Source organism: Pseudoalteromonas sp. CuT4-3 (assembly GCF_035666335.1).
Lineage (GTDB): Bacteria > Pseudomonadota > Gammaproteobacteria > Enterobacterales > Alteromonadaceae > Pseudoalteromonas > Pseudoalteromonas atlantica.
The window spans coordinates 558,700-575,226 of the sequence record NZ_CP142031.1; the positions used below are offsets into that span (position 1 = coordinate 558,700).

Below are 16,527 nucleotides of genomic sequence, written 5' to 3' on the forward strand. Positions count from 1 at the left end.
AATCATCCAACAGCTAATTTCCCTGCCTCATGCCACATTTCACTTGGCATGGGGCTGGTTAATTCCCACGTTATATTCATCGGCTGGCTGCCGTTGTGGCTTTGGTATTTAACCTCGCCATAGTTTACAAATCCCATGGTTCGGCCGTTTTCATCTTTGCCTTGTTCGCGCACAAATAACAATATGGTTTTGCCTGTTTCTTGATGCTCAATATAACTTAGGCCGCGGCCGTGTTCTGGGCGGGCGCTGTTTTGCGTTTGCCAATGAAACAGAGTGGGGCTGATTGCGTAGTCGTGATATAGCGTAGTGGGCGAGTAGGTTTTTTCACATTTGTTGAGTGTGACGAATAACAGCTCTAAGTTTTGGTTTTTAAATTCTAAAACACCTTCGCGGGCGGTCGATTTTTTATCAAACGAGTGTGCGCCAAAAGCGGCGAGTATTTGCTGGCGCGTGTAGCGGCTGTGTAATTTGATTGCGTGATTAGGTAGGCACGTTAAATCGCTTTCCTGCTGGTGAATGCGGTTTATTAACAGCGTAATCACTTGTGCAAGTTCCTGCTGTAACTCGTTGTGTTTAAGTGCCTGTAAGCTTTGTTCAAGCGTTTTAAAACCTAAACTTGCGCCAGTGGTATCCCAAAAGTTGTAATGCGCCATAAGCGCGTACTGTTGGTTTTGCGCTGTTGGGGTAAAGCCAAAATCGTTATTACATAAATCACGTAAAAAGCATAAATAACTGAGTGAGTCGCAGCCGAGTAATTGAGTGTTTATAGCGCGGTAATATGCGGCATAAACATCGGCTTGTTCTACTGGTACTTCATCGCCTTTTAACCAGTGCCAGCCGCCGAGCTTTTTATCTTTTGGTTTGTAAATATCTTCAAGCGTGACTTGTGGGTTTATGCGTAAAAAATTACTTAGCGTGAGTGCCTCATTAGTGTGTTGCGAGTAGCTATTTATCAGCTGTTGTAAACGGCGCTTTGTGTTTATGGCTTGCTGAATATTTTTTAATATTGTTTGTTGTGTGCGCTTTTGTAGCTCTATACGGCAGCCCAGCGGCAAATGTGGGAAGTTGTTTTCAATCTCGGTTTTTACTGGTTGGTTGCTTTTACCAATAAGCGCGCGAAATTTACTGGCAAAGTCGTATTCTGGGCGGGCGTTGCCTACAAAATCGAGTACGGTACAGCATTGCTTTGGGCTATTATCTGGTAAACGCAAGCCACGGCCGAGTTGCTGTAAAAACAGCGTTAGGCTTTCTGTGGGGCGTAAAAATAACAGGGTATCGACCTCTGGAATATCGACCCCTTCGTTAAAAATATCAACCACACACAATATTTGTATTTCGCCTTGGCGTAGTGCTTGCTGTTTAGCCGCGCGCTCATTAGTGTTTTTGCTGGTCAGTACATCGGCGTTTATGCCTGCTAAGTTAAATTTAGAGGCCATAAACTCTGCGTGTTTTTGGCTTACGCAAAATGCCAACGCTTTAATGTTGTGAACATTAGTCACTATATCAGCAAGACTGGATATAATTTTGTTTGCGCGGCTGTTCTCCCCTGTATAAAGGTTACTTAGCTCGGTTATATCGTAACGGCCGCCGCGCCATGTTATTTGGCTTAGGTCGGTATCGTCATCTAATCCAAAGTACTGAAACGGGCATAAATGGCGTTGGTTTATTGCCTCTGGCAAGCGAATTTCGGCGGCTATTACACCGCAAAAGTCATCGAGTATATTTGCGCCATCTTGTCGCTCTGGTGTAGCGGTTAAGCCAAGTAATATAGTGGGCGCAAAGTGATTTAATATAGCGCGATAACTCGCTGCGCTTACGTGGTGTACTTCGTCTATTACTATGTAGTCGTAGTAATCATGCGTTAAATTAAGCAATCCAATTTGGCTGTTTAATATTTGTATTGACGCAAAAAGATGGTTGTAGCGCTGCGGTTTATAGTTACCTACCCACAGCTCACCAAAGTCGTTATTTTTAAGCACGCCGCGATAAGCGCTTTGCGCTTGTTTTAGTATTTCTTCTCGGTGGGCTACAAACAAAAAGTGTGCGTTTGGGTTTTTATCGTAAACGGTTTTAAAGTCGAACGCCGATATAATGGTTTTACCTGTGCCCGTTGCAGCAACCACTAGGTTTTTAAAACGATTATGCACGTTACGCTCTACGCTTAGCTTTTCTAAAATAGCTAGCTGGTGTGTTTTTGGTGTTATATCAAAATAAAACTGGCTGCTTGATTGCCCAACACCGCGTTGCTCATTAAGAGAATTTATTAGCTTTTCTTTACATTCAGCTTTGCCTGTAAATAGCTCGAAATCTTGCGATTGCCAGTAGGTTTCAAACGTACTTTTAGTTTTGGCTATTATGTGTGGTATTTCTTGCGCTGTAATTTTTAAGTTCCACTCTAGGCCGCTAGTAAGCGCCGAATGCGATAAATTAGACGAACCAATATACCCAGTATGAAAACCTGTATTACGCATAAACAAATATGACTTCGCGTGTAAACGCTCTTGTTGATTGTTGTAACTTAGCTTTACCTCGGTATTTGGTAAGTTTGCTAAAAATTCAACCGCCCTAGCATCCGTTGCACCCATGTACGAAGTAGTAATTACTTTGAGTTTATTACCGCTTTTGGTAAAGGCTTCAAGCTCATTTTTAAAAATGCGCAGCCCCGTCCATTTGATAAATGAGACAAGCCAGTAAATAGTGTCGGACGATTTAATCTCGCGCTTTAGCTCGGTTTCGAGCGATATACCCGTATTCGCACCGCTAAATAATTCGCTTTGTGTGAGGCCTGTAAGTGGGAATATATCGCTTGAGTAATCTTTAAGGTTAGCTGCAATTGGGTTTTGAGTATTAAACAGTGCAGTAAGAATACGGCCTTGGCTGTCGATAAGGTTTTCGTTGATTAGCTCGTCATCGCGAATATGATCTTTAAGCCACAGAACAAGGCTGTTTGCGAGGTTTATTTGCTCTTGTAAACGCTCGCTTGAATTAGGGATTGCATCAATTGCATGTTCAACCAGCTTGCCTAAAAAGCGCGAAAGCCACGTAGCCGCCTCTGCCGATTCTAGTTGGCGTTCGCCCACATAAAATTGATCACGATTTAAATTTTGCTCAATTACTTGCGTAATTAACTGCTCGTAAATACCAATTTGCTGCATTAAAACCACTCCCTGTTTGCGTGCAGTTAGTTTACTTAAAAGTGCATTGTAAACAAGCATTAACTCATTATTGAATTGAAGGCTGATGCTTAGGCCACTCCCCCGTGATCACACCCGAAATTGAATTAGTGATGAGTAATAGCAGCGCATGGATGCGCGTTAAGTGATGCTTACACACGGACGTGTTTCATCGCGTTTACGTTCATATCATTAATTTAAATTGAGGAGATAGTGTGATCCTCGGGGCGCCGAGAGATTCCAAAGAGAAGTCGGCGGTTACTTCTCTTTGGTTGCCATCGCCAACGCGATATTTATGAACTGTTTGTATTATTTCAAAAGCTCTGCTTTTAGCGCGAGCAAGCTTCGCGCCTACGTCGAGTTCTAACAGAACATTTTGATATAACCTTGTAGACGCGCAACTTGTTGGCGTTTTAAAAGCAAGGCTTTTACGCTGTTAATTTATTAAGTCTACAAGCGCGATATAAAATCGCGCCTACGCACCACATCCACGTCAGTGTAAAATTCACCTTGTAGACGCGCATTGCTTTCGTTTAAAAGCTAGGCTTTTACGGTGTTAATTTATTAAGTAATGAGAAGCTGCGCCTCTAACGTGAGCAAGCTCTCGGTCTACAAGACAAATTAAACATCGACCATTTAGCTTGAGCCAACTCTGCGGCTAATTTCTCCTGAATATTAAGTACTAATGAAGCAAAACAAGGGCAATATTTAATGCGCTACCAACCTTAAATAGGTACACTTATTTAAGATGTTATTTAAAGGAGTGAATAATGATTAAATGGATTTTAGTTTTGCTTAGTTTTATTTCAACGTACTCTTATGCAGGCGAGGCTTACATGCAAAGTAAGTGCGAAAGCATAGAAAAGGAGCGTGAATCTATTCGCTCTCAATTTAGGCAGGGTTATAGCATTAAAAAAGGTGAGCGATTAACTGCTCGCGACAAAGTGTTATTTACCCAATTGGCAAAGCACTGTAATAAACTTAAAAAGAGTAATAACTCATACCGCCCACATGCTACACATTCGGCGAACACCAACTGGTTACTCAATCAAAAGGTATCAAACATGACCTTGCATAGTACCAGCTATAAAAACAAAGCTAAGCTTGAGGCGTGGTCTAAATTTTATAGATTGCCTAAGCGGTGTCGTAAAAAAGGGATGGAGACAAGCGATTTTGTTTGGTGTAGCGAGTATAGAGTAGCGCAAAAGCAAGTATTTGAGACCCAATGGCAGGGGCGCCCGTAACTATGTTTAATACTAAGCTTCGCATAGTATTTATGTTTGTTGTAATGCTTATTGCCTCAGCGCTTATTGCTAATCATTTTACAGGGCGGGTGTTTAATTATCACGACCCGATAGGTGAAGTTAAGCGTATTTATAACGATTTAACCGTAACTCAGCCAAGTAAGCCTTTAGTTAAAGTACAACCCGTAAACTCTGTAAAAACGCCGGCGGGCAGCAGCTCTTTTGTGCCTGCGCGTAATCACTCGCCTCAAGCAGATAAAACACAATGTACAGATGTATCTTTAGGCGACGTAAAATATAAGCGTAACGGTGCTATATACACTTGGACCGACAAGGCGGGTATTGCACATTTTAGCGATACCAAGCCTGGCTTTGCTGTAGCAACGTACGAGAGTAATTTTTATGAGCCACTGGATTATTTTGACCTTAATTTAAACACGCCAAATTTACCGCCTTCATTTAACCAAAAGCTACAAGTAAAACTCAATACAGTATTTAAGGTGTATGGACAAATTATTGGTGCGCATGCTCTAAAAAAGGTAAAACTAAACTTAACGGTATTACCTAACCGTAGGGCTTATAGCGCCGCTATTATTAACAATGGCGGCAACCCAGAAAATACAGCAGGCATGTATTTTCATGCAACTAACTCTGCGTTTATTAATTTTAGTGGCGAACAAAACACCATGAGGACGGCAGTGCACGAAGCCGTACATGCTATTAATAAAGCAGTTTTAGGGCACACGCCTAGGTGGTTAAATGAAGGGGTTGCTGGGTATTTTGAGTTTACCCATAACAATATGCAAACTGCTATTGTAGAGCCAAATCAAACCTGGGTACGTAATAATAAGCTTACTAAAAACGTGTTTAGACTTAACCGGTTAACGGGGTTAAATAATACGTGGCAAAAAGACGACAGCAGTATGCTCTACGCTAGTAGCTGGGCTGCAATTTATTTTTTAATGGATACCCAATCAGGCAGAATATTACTTAAAAATATTATGCTGGCAGAGCAGAAAAATCCCTGTAACAAGCTTTCGAAAGATCAATTAAACGCGATGTTATTTAAACAGTTTCCTGCGTTTAATCATGACTATTCAAAATGGTTAAAAGCGCCATTTAAGCCACATAAATTTTAGTTTGCTTTGTTAGACGCGCAACTTGTTGGCGTTCAAAAGCTGGGCTTTACGGTGATAATTTATAAGTTATGAGAAGCTGCGCCTCTAACGTGAGCAAGCTTCGCCCCTACGGTAAGCTTGAACGCCGCTCCTCGAAGCTCATTACGTCTCTATTTAAATAATATTGCAATCATATTAAATACCGCTAAACTAATCATTAGTTTATTAATGACCGATTAGGAAGTCATTTATGAGATCAGAACAAGCATTAAAGCTGGCGCGTCGCTTGGGTGATTTAATTCGTCAGCATCGTACTTTACTTTATACCCAGAGCACGTTCGCTAAGATGATTGGTGTATCTCGCTCCACGGTACAAAAGCTTGAACAAGGAGAGGTAGTAAAAAGCGATATATTGTTTGAAGCCCTTGTTGTTCTTCAATTGCAAGGCTCATTGCTGGATGAAATTAACGAGCTAGCCGCAGATGTGGGCGGTTATAATGCAAGACAGCGTAAAAGCAATAAAACTCAGGTGATTAACGATGACTTCTGAAGCTTATGTATTTATTGACGGTTTAGAAGACAGCCCCATAATTTGTGGTTTTTTTAAGTTAAATCCACAAACTGGCCGAGGTGAGTTTAATTATGGTAAAAGTTACCTTGCGCGCTCTGATGCGTTTGCGCTCGATCCGCTGCATTTACCATTACAGCCTGGCATAGTTAGCTATTCTGCTAATAAAGGTGTGTTTGGGGTGTTAAGTGATGCGGGAGCTGATTCGTGGGGGCGTAAGCTTATACTGTCGTTACATAATACCAAGCCAAAGAATGAGCTAGAATTTTTACTCGTAGGGTCTGGGTATGGTGTTGGCGCCTTGGTATTTAGTTTGTCGCGCAGCGCATCAAAACATAAAGCGAATAAAAATACATTAGCCGATTTAGCCTTGTTAGATCAAGCAAAGGACGATTTGCTCGCCAATAAAGCGATTTCACAAGAAGCAAAAAAAGCCTTTGAATTTGGCCAAAGCATGGGGGGAGCAAGACCTAAAACCTCTGTGAAAATTGATGAAAAGCTTTATTTAGCAAAATTTAATCGTCAAGACGATTTGTTTAATTTAGCTAGGGCTGAGCATGGCGCTATGTGTATGGCTAATGAATTGGGGATTCGCACTGCAAATACCCGTATTTATGAAACAGAAAATGGCGATGTTCTGTTAGTTGAACGTTTTGATGTAAGCGATGACTTACCAACTCATCACTTTTTAAGCGCCAACAGCTTATTACAAAAACCAAAAGTCGCGATAAGCGACTTAGCAACATACTATAGCTACGGTGAACTGGCAGAATTTATTCGCCACCACACAGGTGAGTTCGCTGCTGATGCTACAGAGCTCTACAAGCGAATGGTATTTAACGTGTTTATTGGTAATACCGATGATCACAGCCGAAATCATGCATTTTTGTATCACTTTGCTGGGCAAACGTGGCGTATGAGCCCCGCTTATGATATCACTCCTATTAATAACTCAAAGCAGCACGGCATAGGGCTTGGTGATGATGGCCGATATGCTAGTATCGATAATTTATTGTCGCAAGCCAAACGCTTTGGCCTCAACAAGGCTCAAGCAACAAAAATAATTGCAGAGGTTGAAAGCTATACTCGTCAGTGGCCAACGCACTTTAAACGTTTTGCTAATATCAGTGATATTGACATAAAGCGCTTAGAAAGCGTGATCCCTCATATAAGTTAAAGATTATTTAAGCATTCATTAGATAGTTAATGACTGATTAAGTGGTCATTTATTGGTTGGCGCTTTTATGAACCATAAAGAAGAAATGAGAAGGCAGCGGGCTTTTGGTAAAACCTAGCTCGTAGCTCTAAACCAGCGCCAGGTTAGTCGGCCTGAGCTTTATTTGTGGGCTGATAAACGCCATTATCTAACGCATAAAAGTAAGCTTGATAGCGGCCGGTTTGCTTAAACTTAAGTAATTGCTGATTAAAAATTTCAAGCCGCTGTTTACTGTGTTCGTTATTTTTGGGGAGCATCATAAAGCTTTGAGATGCTGGTTAATCGAGCTAGATAAGTTAGGTAACTTACTGGCCAAGGTAAAAAGTAAAAGTTAACTTTAATATACATAACGGTAATACCTACAACAAACTTAAAGGCTAATGCCAAGACAATTCCCCCGTCATTTTGCCCGAAAGGACTTAATTGATGAGTAATTGATTGCATGGCGGAATTTTGTTCCCGACAAATTCCAAGTACCTAAATCTCTTTAGGCAATGCAATTAAAGCTGTGGCCTCGCCATGGACGGCGAATACACGGTGGTTACGTTCATATCTATTTCGGCTTTGAGGAAAATGCAAAATGCTCGGGGCGCTTCAAGGGGCGTACGGCGGTATTCGCCCCTTGGTTGCCATCGCCAACGCGACATAGGGAACTACAAATACAGAGCGCGAGCAAGCTTCGCGCCTACGCCGAGTTCTAACAGAACATTTTGATATAACCTTGTAGACGCGCAACTTGTTGGCGTTCAAAAGCAGGGCTTTTACGGTGTTAATTTATTAAGTAATGAGAAGCTGCGTTTCTAACGTGAGCAAGCTCAACGTCTTGTATCTACAAGCGCGATATAAAATCGCGCCTACGCACCACATCCACGTCAGCGTAAAATTTAACTTTGTAGGCGCGCATTGGTTCTGTTCAAAAGTGATTATGTCACCAGTGATAAGTGACCAATTAACCCCCGTATTTTCTCTGTGTAGCGCTAAGCGCCTCTGTGCCCTCGGTGGTGAAAAACAAGTTAAGCCAATTATTCACAAAGAGGTTAAGAGACGCTGCGCTTTTAGAGCTAGAGCATAAGTGATTTAATAAATGATCACATAAGTAAGAATTCGCTCTACAAAACAGTATTTTAATTTAGTGGTAGACGCGCATTGGTTCTGTTCAAAAGTGATTATGTCACCACCGAGAAGAGCAGGAGAAGTGACTTACTTATTCCTGTGTTTTCTCCGTGTAGGCGAAGCGCCTCTGTGCCCTTTGTGGTGCAATTAATTAGTAGCAGCGGCTTTATATGCCGCGAAAAATTTCATACCAAACGCGAGGTACGCTCCTGTCATTTTGTGCGAGCAAGTTTCGCGCCTACATGTTAGTGCCTTTCTTTATGTAATCTTTGCATCTTTTAGCAAATTAAAGCTGCTGTGTGCGGTTTTAATTATGCGGTTATTTACTTTGGGTAATTTTATTTAAGTTTTAGTAACAATAAACGCAAACTTTTTGGTTGGGGTGTGGTCATAAAAAGAGCTGATTTTTACAGCTTGTTACAAATAAATAACGCACTGCCTGGTTGAAAAATGAGCGTGTAGCTATTGCTAGCATTATAATGTGGCGCGCTGAGCTTACCAGTGGTTCATTAAATATTAACATTGATAAAATTGTTCTTTTAATTTGCACTGTCTAGTATTAAAGATTGACAGTACACACCCAAACAAAACATAATATTAACATTGGCTACACTTAAAAAGCATTTCACTTAATTGTATTGCGTAAATTGGTTGAAGGAGGGAAGTATTATGAACAAATTACTCATTGCATGCGCTATCACTGCTGCAACTTTGTACGTGTTTAAAAACGATTTGACCGCCTTGGCTCAAAATAATCTACCCAACTCAATAACTAACACCACGGCTGTGCAGCCTGCTCAACCTCTGGTGGTAGATATACAAGCAATGCAAAGTAGCCACGATGTAACTAATAAAGAAGGCACTGCACTTACCGAGCAAATAGTGATTACTCCCCAAGAGGTGGGTGAATACTCTGAGCTAGAAAGCGCTGCTCAAATTCAAAGTACGCTTGATTTAGCGCAGTCAGAGCAAGTGTTTTTAGATAAAGTGCAAAGCAGCTTTGCTGAAAAGTCGCTATTTTTATACAGCTTTGAGTGTAAGCAAAACGATTGTAATGCAGGCATTGTGGCAACCGACGGGCAACCTAAACACGAGGATATAGCCGGCGTGTTAGCGCATTTATCGGCGTCTGAAGAGTTTGCTAATCACTCTGTGCAATTAGCCGGTGTAGCGGTTAATAACGATGGTATTTTACAATACGATTTAAATATTAAAAACATGCCCCCCGAATAATACTAAGCGTAATAATAGTTAATTATTTTAAGCCGCCAAACTTGGCGCTAGCTGTGTTACAAATACAAAGATGCTAAAAGTACAGGAATTTTCAACTAGTTAGTTTTAACAACTAAACAACGCATTTTTTGTAGCAATAAAACGTTTTCTCAGTTTTAAATCCATACTTAAAATAGCTCGCTTAATTAAGCGCATTAATACAATTCTATACTTTTAAACGACAAAGCGGCCTTGTGGCCGCTTTTTTGTGCTGGAAATTGAGTAATGGCAGCTTTATCTTTAAATAGCGTATTTGCTGCGTTAAAAATTGTTTGTTTAGAGCAATAATATCAAGCTTATTTGCTCGGCTATTCTTTTGTTTGCATGTTTTTAGCGCGCTCTTCTGCCTCTATTAAGGCTTGTGATTTAGGCGCTTTCTTTTTTTTCTCAATCACGGGCTTTTTATCTGAATTTGGGTCCCAGCTTTCATCTAGCGAAAGGTTTGCAAATGGGTTGCTAGAATCCCTTTGCTTGGGCGTACTTTCAGGCTCTGGTTGCGCTGGCTTTTCTTGGGCTGGCTGTGGTTGGTGAGCTGTTGATATTGGCGCATCTAACGTGGGTTCGTTATTTGGTTTTGCTGAAACTGTAGCTTGTGCAGGCTCTTTACTTGGTTTTAAAGGCGCATCTGGATTGTAGGTGCGAATTTCGGGCTCTTTAAAGTCGTGTTCGCTATTTAGCGTGGTTTGATCAAGCTCGCTGTTTTTATCGGCTGTATGCAGCTGCGCGCTGGTATTGGGCTCATTGATAGGGTTACTAGGCGCAGCCGGTTCGTTTATAAGAGTAGACTCTTGTGGTTTTACTTCTTCAACGGGCTCTGCTTTTGGCTGTTCTACTGCGGCGGCTTTGTGTTTACGCGTGCGCTTAACCGAAGGTGCGTCTGGGTTAAACTCTCTTACTTCGGGCTCTGCAAAGCCTTTTGCATTTTGAATACGCGCTAATGTATTTTTTGCGGCAGCTTCAAACTCTGCGGTGTTTGGCTCTGGCGCTACTTTTTTAGGTTCAGGTGCTGGTGCATCTTCTTCTGGTTTAGCTTGTTCTGGCTCAGCCTCTGTGGCTTGCGTATTGGCAGGCAATGGCTCGTTAATTGTCTCGTTTATTGGTGCATTAGAGCTTGCAGGCTCTGGCTCGCTCGAGGCCGAAACCGTTGGCACAGCTGGTTTTGAAAGCTCATCACTTGGGGCTGGAGCCGTTTTGGGTGGTGCTGCTTGCTCTGCGCTTTTGTTGTTTTTAGTCATCGCTTTAGTTGGGGCTTTAGCCGGTTGAGCAACAGGCGGCTCGGGCTTATTTTGTTTAGCGCGGCGTAAACGTATAACCACCATGGCGCCAATTAATACCACAATAAGCAGTAGCAAACTTGGTAACAATAATGAACTTGGTGGCTCTGCAACTGGCGCAGGTATAAGTACAGGTGCGGGTTTGGGCGTTGTATTAACTGTTGGCTGCTCTTTTTTAGGCTCTATTATAGGCGCTGCTTTTGGGGCTGTTTCAGTGGCCACCGGCTGCGCTTGGCTAGTGGTAGGTGTTAACTCGCTGCTATTAGGCGCAAGTTCACCCTTAGGCGTGCTTGGCGCATCCTTTACTGTATTAATTGGCGCAGCCTCAGGCTCGTTAGTTTCTGAGCTTTGCTGGCTTATTTGATTTGTAGGCTGAGAGCTTGTGGTTGCTTTACTTGCGCTTTGTTTTATAGCTTTTTCGGCCGCAGTTATTTGCTCAAGCAGTTGTTGTTCTTGCTCGGGGGTAAGGGCAAGTGGTTGTGGCTCTTGTTCAACAACTGGCGGCTCTACTGGTTTTGGTTTTGTTTGTACTTGCTTGGGTTTATTACAGTTTCTTTTAAAATCGCGTGCGGCGCTGCGGTATTTGGCACTGGCTTTATTATTACTGTACTGCTGCATTTCTTGCTTAATTAAAATACACATGGCTTCGTTATAGGCAGCACTTTGGCTGCTGTAAAATAAAGCAAAGCAAAAAATAAGTTGAGAGAGTCTAATAATCATAAAACACGGCGCTTAAGTATCAATAGTCTGATTTTAAGCGCAAAATTAAAATATATCTAGGCACTAAGGGCGTGTTGACCTTTGTGGATTGAAAATTTGTTCAATCTAAGGGCGATTAAATCGCGGCGTGAGGTTTGTAACCTAGTGAGATAAGTAAAAACCACCCAACAACACGCCCTCGTTAATCAATCACCATTAGGCTGCGGTACTCGTCGTAGGCAAATTGGTCGGTCATGCCACTTATGTAATCTTGAATTAGCCTACAGCGATAGTAAAACTCGTAAGCGGCAAAGTGATCGGGCTCTTCTTGCATGGCATCTATGGCGTGCTGATAACTATTTAAGTGCTTTTTAGAGAGCTTTTTAACCAAACGCGATTCGATTAATAAACGTGAGTCGCCATTTAATGCGCGTTTAAAATCGTCGCTGTTAAGTTGTAGCAGTGGTTTATAACAATCGAGCAGGCCGTTAATTATGCGATAGCCTTGTAGTTCGAGTTTTTCTACCTCTTTGTGAGAAAACACATGCTTAAGCGCCACTTGTTTAAGGGTTTTAGTAACGGCGTGTAGGTGGCTGTTATCTTCTAATAGTGCTTGGTTAAAGTCGCCGTGGTAAATAGGCTCAATGTGCTCTATAAAACGCTTTGCGGCGTGGTTTACAAGCGGGTGAAGCAAGGCCACGCGCAGATAAATAAAAAATTCGCTATTAAAGTTGTAAGGCTGCGCGTTGGCGCGCTCTAATGCGTAATCTACCGCTTTATTTACAAAATTTAGGTGTTCGGTGTCGTCAATGGTTAGGTTTATAAGGGCTTTTTTATATTCACTTTTTAGCTGCTGACAAAGTAGCTCGGTGGTTATTATGTCTTTTTCTACGGCGTCTTCTATGTCGGCTAAGCAATACGAAATATCGTCGGCGGCTTCCATAATATAACTTGCCGGATGGCGGCAGTATGGCTCTATAACCAGCTCGTTTTGCAGTGCCTCTACAAAGGTTTTTTCGCTGTAGTAGTAACCTACTTTTTTCATTAAGTAGTTTTTATTTTGCGGTATGTCTTTTGAGTTTAATCCCGCGGGGCGGGTGTACTTTAAAATGCCCGCGCTTTGGCAATAAGTTAAGTTTAACCCCAGTAGCGAATGAATTATGCGTATGCCTTGGGCGTTGCCTTCAAAATTACAAATATCGTGCGCTAAGTGCTTAAAAATAACCCCTATGCCGGTATTTTGCTCTTGGCAGCGCGTTGGTGTAACACTTGCTAAATTATTATTAAACCAGTGGTTTATGGCAGCTTCGCCAAAATGTCCAAAGGGTGGGTTGCCTATATCGTGCATTAGGCAGGCCATTTCTACTAGGCTTTCTAGTGGGCGCTCTAGCCCTTTTAAGCCAAACTCGGTTTGTTGCTCAAAGCTTAAATTTGCAAAAATGCGCTGTACTATAAAACGACCAACCTGCTGTACTTCTAGTGAGTGAGTTAAGCGCGAGCGCACCGCAGCGTTTCGCTCTAGCGGAAAAACCTGGGTTTTTTGCTGCAACCTACGAATAGCTGCACTGTTAATTATACGACCGCGATCGCTTTCCATCGCCATTTGTAAATTTGCAGTCGTGCGATACATGCGCGCTGGGGTTATTTTTTTACTAAAGTCGATAGTCATCGGAGTCCTTGCTTAGTGGTGACGACTGGCAAAGTAAATGCACGTTGTCATTCGTTTTAAATACTTACTAGTTAATATATACATCTAGACGAGTTAGGTACAGGTGCTTGTATCATTTAAGGCCTGGCAATTGTATTATAAAGCTATATTTTTCAGTATTTAACGCATTTTAATGTAGGCGAGTATTTGTAATGAAGTATGTATTTTTAAAGGCGATGATGTTGGCTCTTTTAGTGTTAACCAGCCAAGCGACATATGCGGCAAAAGAGCAAACCGTTGTACTTATATCAATAGATGGCATGCGTTGGGATTATATAGAAAAACACGGCGCGCCTAATTTAAAAGCAATGGCTGCTAAAGGTGTACGCGCGCAAAAGCTAATGCCTGTTTACCCAACAAAAACGTTTCCAAATCATATTTCTATTATTACAGGGTTGCTGCCGGTAAATCATGGCATTGTAGATAATAACTTTTGTGATAAAGCCCGTAAAAACGAGTGCTACAGCATGGGTAAAGGCATGCGCGATAGCACGTGGGTAAACGGCATTCCACTTTGGAATTTAGCAAAAATGCAGGGGCTAAAGTCGGCTACTTATTTTTGGCCAGAGTCGGATGCGCGCTTTAACGGTATGACGCCCGACTATTACTTTCATTATTCTAAATACAGTGAGTACCAAGGCCGTGTTGATCAAATAATACAGTGGCTAAGCTTACCTAAAGCGCAGCGCCCACGTTTTGTGGCAAGTTATTTTTCACTTGTTGATAGCATGGGCCACGAGTTTGGCCCAGATGCACCGCAAACTCGCGATGCAGTAAAACAATTAGATGAACTAATGGGCCAATTACAAACCCGTTTAAGCAAGCTAGAGCAAGAGATTAACCTTGTTATTGTATCCGATCACGGTATGGCGCATGTAAACCCAGAGCAAAGTATTGATGTTTCTACATTGCCTCAAAACGATAATTTTATAGTTAAAAATACCGGCCCGCGGTTACTTATTTATGCAAAGCCTGCTGTAACAAGCGAGCAAATTACAACTTACAAACAACGTTTGCAACAAGCAGCAAACGGGCGTTATACGGTATTAAACGACGAGCAATTAGCGGCATATCACTACAATAAAGGCACTCGTGTGGGCGATATTGTTGTGCAAACTAATGCGCCTGCGGTATTTACTAACGAAGGCAAAGCAATGTATTTAGGTACTCATGGCTATGCCTATACCGATGATATGGCGGCTACATTAATTGCAGTAGGGCCTGCTTTTAAACAAGGGCTAAGCCTTGAAAAGGTAAATAATCTTGATATTTACCCGGTACTTGCAAAAGTAATGGGGCTTAAGCTTTTAAGTAAAGTAGATGGTGACGGTAAAACGTTAATGCCTGCTATAAAACAAAAAATAGTAGTGCATTAATTAACTGCGCACTTTTAGGCTTTTAGTGACTTAACCTTGAAAGATCAAAAAACCTTAAGCCAAATAAAAAAGAGCGCAAATGCGCTCTAAAGGGAAATAATTATAAGTGGGCTATATACAGCCTGCTTTAAATCACTTACTTAAAGTTAGCAATGCTTGTTTTAGTGTCGGTAACCGTACGAATAGCATACGCTTGGTTAGTTACACCAAAGGCCAAGCCATTTACGCTCCAATTAGGGTTAGAGAAGTAATCGTATTGCGTTGCGCTACCGTAAACGTGCGGGTAGGCCATAATGCTGGCAAATTCGTTTTGTACGCCGTGGCCCATACCATCAACATATACGCCGCCCGATGTATCGCCTTGTTTACGTGAGTGCGCTAGGCCTTGGTTATGACCAAGTTCGTGTACAAACGTAGTGGCACCACAGTCAATAGCAGTAATAGAGTACATACGGTCGCTCATTGAGCTGTATAAATTACCGTTAGTGCCTTGGCCAACCCAGGCTAAACCACACGAGATTAAACCATTACCCGCACTTTGGCCGGTACCAAGTACGGCAACCATGTCGGCTTTCCAGCTAGTGCGTAAACCATCTACGTAGCTGCTGTTAGTTACTGCATCTAACCAATCTTCAGACGGTGTAATTGCGTAATCGCCTAGGTTTTCTGTGCCGGCTAAACGCAGTGTAATGTCTACTCCATTTTGGCTATAAACCTGGTTACTAAAGGCGATCAGCTGGTTTATTTTAGTGTTTATATTGCTCGTAGCTGCGGCCGATTGGTCGGTATATAAAATACCAATATCAATCGTTACTGCCTGTGCTGCACTGGTTGCAAATAGCGCGCTGGCAATGGCTGCCGTAGTGATTAGTTTTTTCATTTTTATATTTCCTTACTTATGTAGTGGTTGGAAGTTTTACTGCTGATTGATTTAGTTGGGTTACTGCGTGTTGGGTTGTTCAGTTTTTTTTGGGGCAAACATATCTATGGTTTTATCTGTTTTTGGTGTGGGCGCATCTACGTGATGCTCTATGTGGTTTTGGTATAAATCGCGTTTTGCTGCAATCCAGCCATATTTACCTTTACTTTCAAAAACGTAATTGCCGCTAGGTGCTGTAAATTGCCCATAAATTGCATCGTTTCCTACGGTCATAACCGTGGTGTGCAGTTGCCCATTGGCACCAATAACTTGGCCAAATATACTTTTATCGCCATTACTCGCCTCCGATAACGATGTGATTTCGGCGCTGTAGGTTTCAACGGTTTGCGGGATTGAAATATCAAATGAGTCGCCAGTTTCAAGGGTTTGTAACGTATTTAGGTCGAACTCTATGTAGGCTTCGTTGTTTAAATCGCTTGGTAGTACGTTGGCGTTGGTAAGTACCTCTTTAGCTTTTTCAGATACCTTGTTTATAGCCTCAAACTGGTTGCTTTTCGCTGGTGCCTCAATGGTTTTAGGTTTTACGTTAACGGGATCTTTACTCATATCTATGGGCTGTGGTGCTTTTTTATTTGCTGCAAATTGAGAGTCAACGGGCACTATATCCACTGCAACAGGCGCCGTTACCTGCTGAGGTTTTTCGGTATTAAATAGCAGCTTATAAATAGCAAATGCAGATAGACCAAGGGCAACAATTATTAAAATAGCGCGTTTCATTTGTTTCTCTTACGGGGTTTTTAGTTAACTAATTGTTACGTTTTATATCATCTAGAGGATTAGATCAAGTTAGTAGTGGTGGTATAAAAGTGCTAATTATCTGCATTGT

At 41.9% G+C, this 16,527-nt stretch carries 12 protein-coding genes; 6 read left to right on the forward strand and 6 right to left on the reverse strand.

Going from position 1 to position 16,527, the window contains the following annotated elements:
* Positions 1 to 2: 2 nt before the first annotated feature.
* A complete protein-coding gene (locus VOI46_RS19405; RefSeq protein WP_004589160.1) occupies positions 3 to 3,155 on the reverse strand; it encodes a DEAD/DEAH box helicase in 3,153 nt (1,050 codons plus the stop codon).
* 788 nt (positions 3,156 to 3,943) lie between these two features.
* On the opposite strand from VOI46_RS19405, the gene VOI46_RS19410 reads away from it, so the two are divergent.
* The 4 genes from VOI46_RS19410 to VOI46_RS19425 all read left to right on the forward strand — a co-directional run bounded on the left by VOI46_RS19410 (position 3,944) and on the right by VOI46_RS19425 (position 7,280).
* Complete coding sequence (locus tag VOI46_RS19410) at positions 3,944 to 4,417, forward strand: hypothetical protein (protein ID WP_004589616.1); 474 nt, start codon at positions 3,944 to 3,946, stop codon at positions 4,415 to 4,417.
* Positions 4,418 to 4,419: 2 nt separating this feature from the next.
* Complete coding sequence (locus VOI46_RS19415; protein ID WP_004589615.1) at positions 4,420 to 5,556, forward strand: DUF1570 domain-containing protein; 1,137 nt, start codon at positions 4,420 to 4,422, stop codon at positions 5,554 to 5,556.
* Positions 5,557 to 5,785: 229 nt separating this feature from the next.
* Positions 5,786 to 6,085, forward strand: a complete 300-nt coding sequence (locus VOI46_RS19420) for a helix-turn-helix transcriptional regulator (RefSeq protein ID WP_004589614.1) — start codon at positions 5,786 to 5,788, stop codon at positions 6,083 to 6,085.
* On the forward strand, positions 6,075 to 7,280 hold the full coding sequence (locus tag VOI46_RS19425) for a HipA domain-containing protein (protein ID WP_004589613.1): 1,206 nt from the start codon (positions 6,075 to 6,077) through the stop codon (positions 7,278 to 7,280). Before VOI46_RS19420 ends, VOI46_RS19425 begins: the two co-directional genes overlap by 11 nt.
* Before the next feature lie 143 nt (positions 7,281 to 7,423).
* On the opposite strand, the gene VOI46_RS19430 is transcribed toward VOI46_RS19425, so the two are convergent.
* Entirely contained in the window at positions 7,424 to 7,579 is a 156-nt protein-coding gene (locus tag VOI46_RS19430) for a hypothetical protein (protein WP_232424018.1), read from the reverse strand.
* Positions 7,580 to 9,101: 1,522 nt separating this feature from the next.
* On the opposite strand from VOI46_RS19430, the gene VOI46_RS19435 reads away from it, so the two are divergent.
* Positions 9,102 to 9,665, forward strand: coding sequence for a hypothetical protein (locus VOI46_RS19435; protein ID WP_064385816.1), 564 nt, complete (start codon positions 9,102 to 9,104; stop codon positions 9,663 to 9,665).
* A gap of 347 nt (positions 9,666 to 10,012) precedes the next feature.
* On the opposite strand, the gene VOI46_RS19440 is transcribed toward VOI46_RS19435, so the two are convergent.
* Together VOI46_RS19440 and dgt are read right to left on the reverse strand one after the other, a co-directional pair.
* Positions 10,013 to 11,698 carry a cell surface protein gene (locus VOI46_RS19440; protein ID WP_282338332.1) on the reverse strand — a complete coding sequence of 562 codons (1,686 nt, stop codon included), beginning with the start codon at positions 11,696 to 11,698 and terminating at the stop codon, positions 10,013 to 10,015.
* Positions 11,699 to 11,879: 181 nt separating this feature from the next.
* On the reverse strand, positions 11,880 to 13,346 hold the full coding sequence (gene dgt / locus VOI46_RS19445) for a dGTPase (RefSeq protein ID WP_282338330.1): 1,467 nt from the start codon (positions 13,344 to 13,346) through the stop codon (positions 11,880 to 11,882).
* A 191-nt stretch (positions 13,347 to 13,537) separates the two neighbouring features.
* Between dgt and VOI46_RS19450 the strand changes: the two genes are divergently transcribed.
* On the forward strand, positions 13,538 to 14,761 hold the full coding sequence (locus tag VOI46_RS19450) for an ectonucleotide pyrophosphatase/phosphodiesterase (RefSeq protein WP_282338328.1): 1,224 nt from the start codon (positions 13,538 to 13,540) through the stop codon (positions 14,759 to 14,761).
* 136 nt (positions 14,762 to 14,897) lie between these two features.
* Here VOI46_RS19450 and VOI46_RS19455 read toward each other — a convergent pair whose 3' ends face one another.
* Complete coding sequence (locus VOI46_RS19455) at positions 14,898 to 15,641, reverse strand: zinc-dependent metalloprotease family protein (protein WP_004589607.1); 744 nt, start codon at positions 15,639 to 15,641, stop codon at positions 14,898 to 14,900.
* Positions 15,642 to 15,701: 60 nt separating this feature from the next.
* The gene (locus VOI46_RS19460) at positions 15,702 to 16,418 is read right to left on the reverse strand and encodes a hypothetical protein (RefSeq protein WP_282338327.1); all 717 of its coding nucleotides are present in this window, start codon (positions 16,416 to 16,418) and stop codon (positions 15,702 to 15,704) included.
* Positions 16,419 to 16,527: the final 109 nt, after the last annotated feature.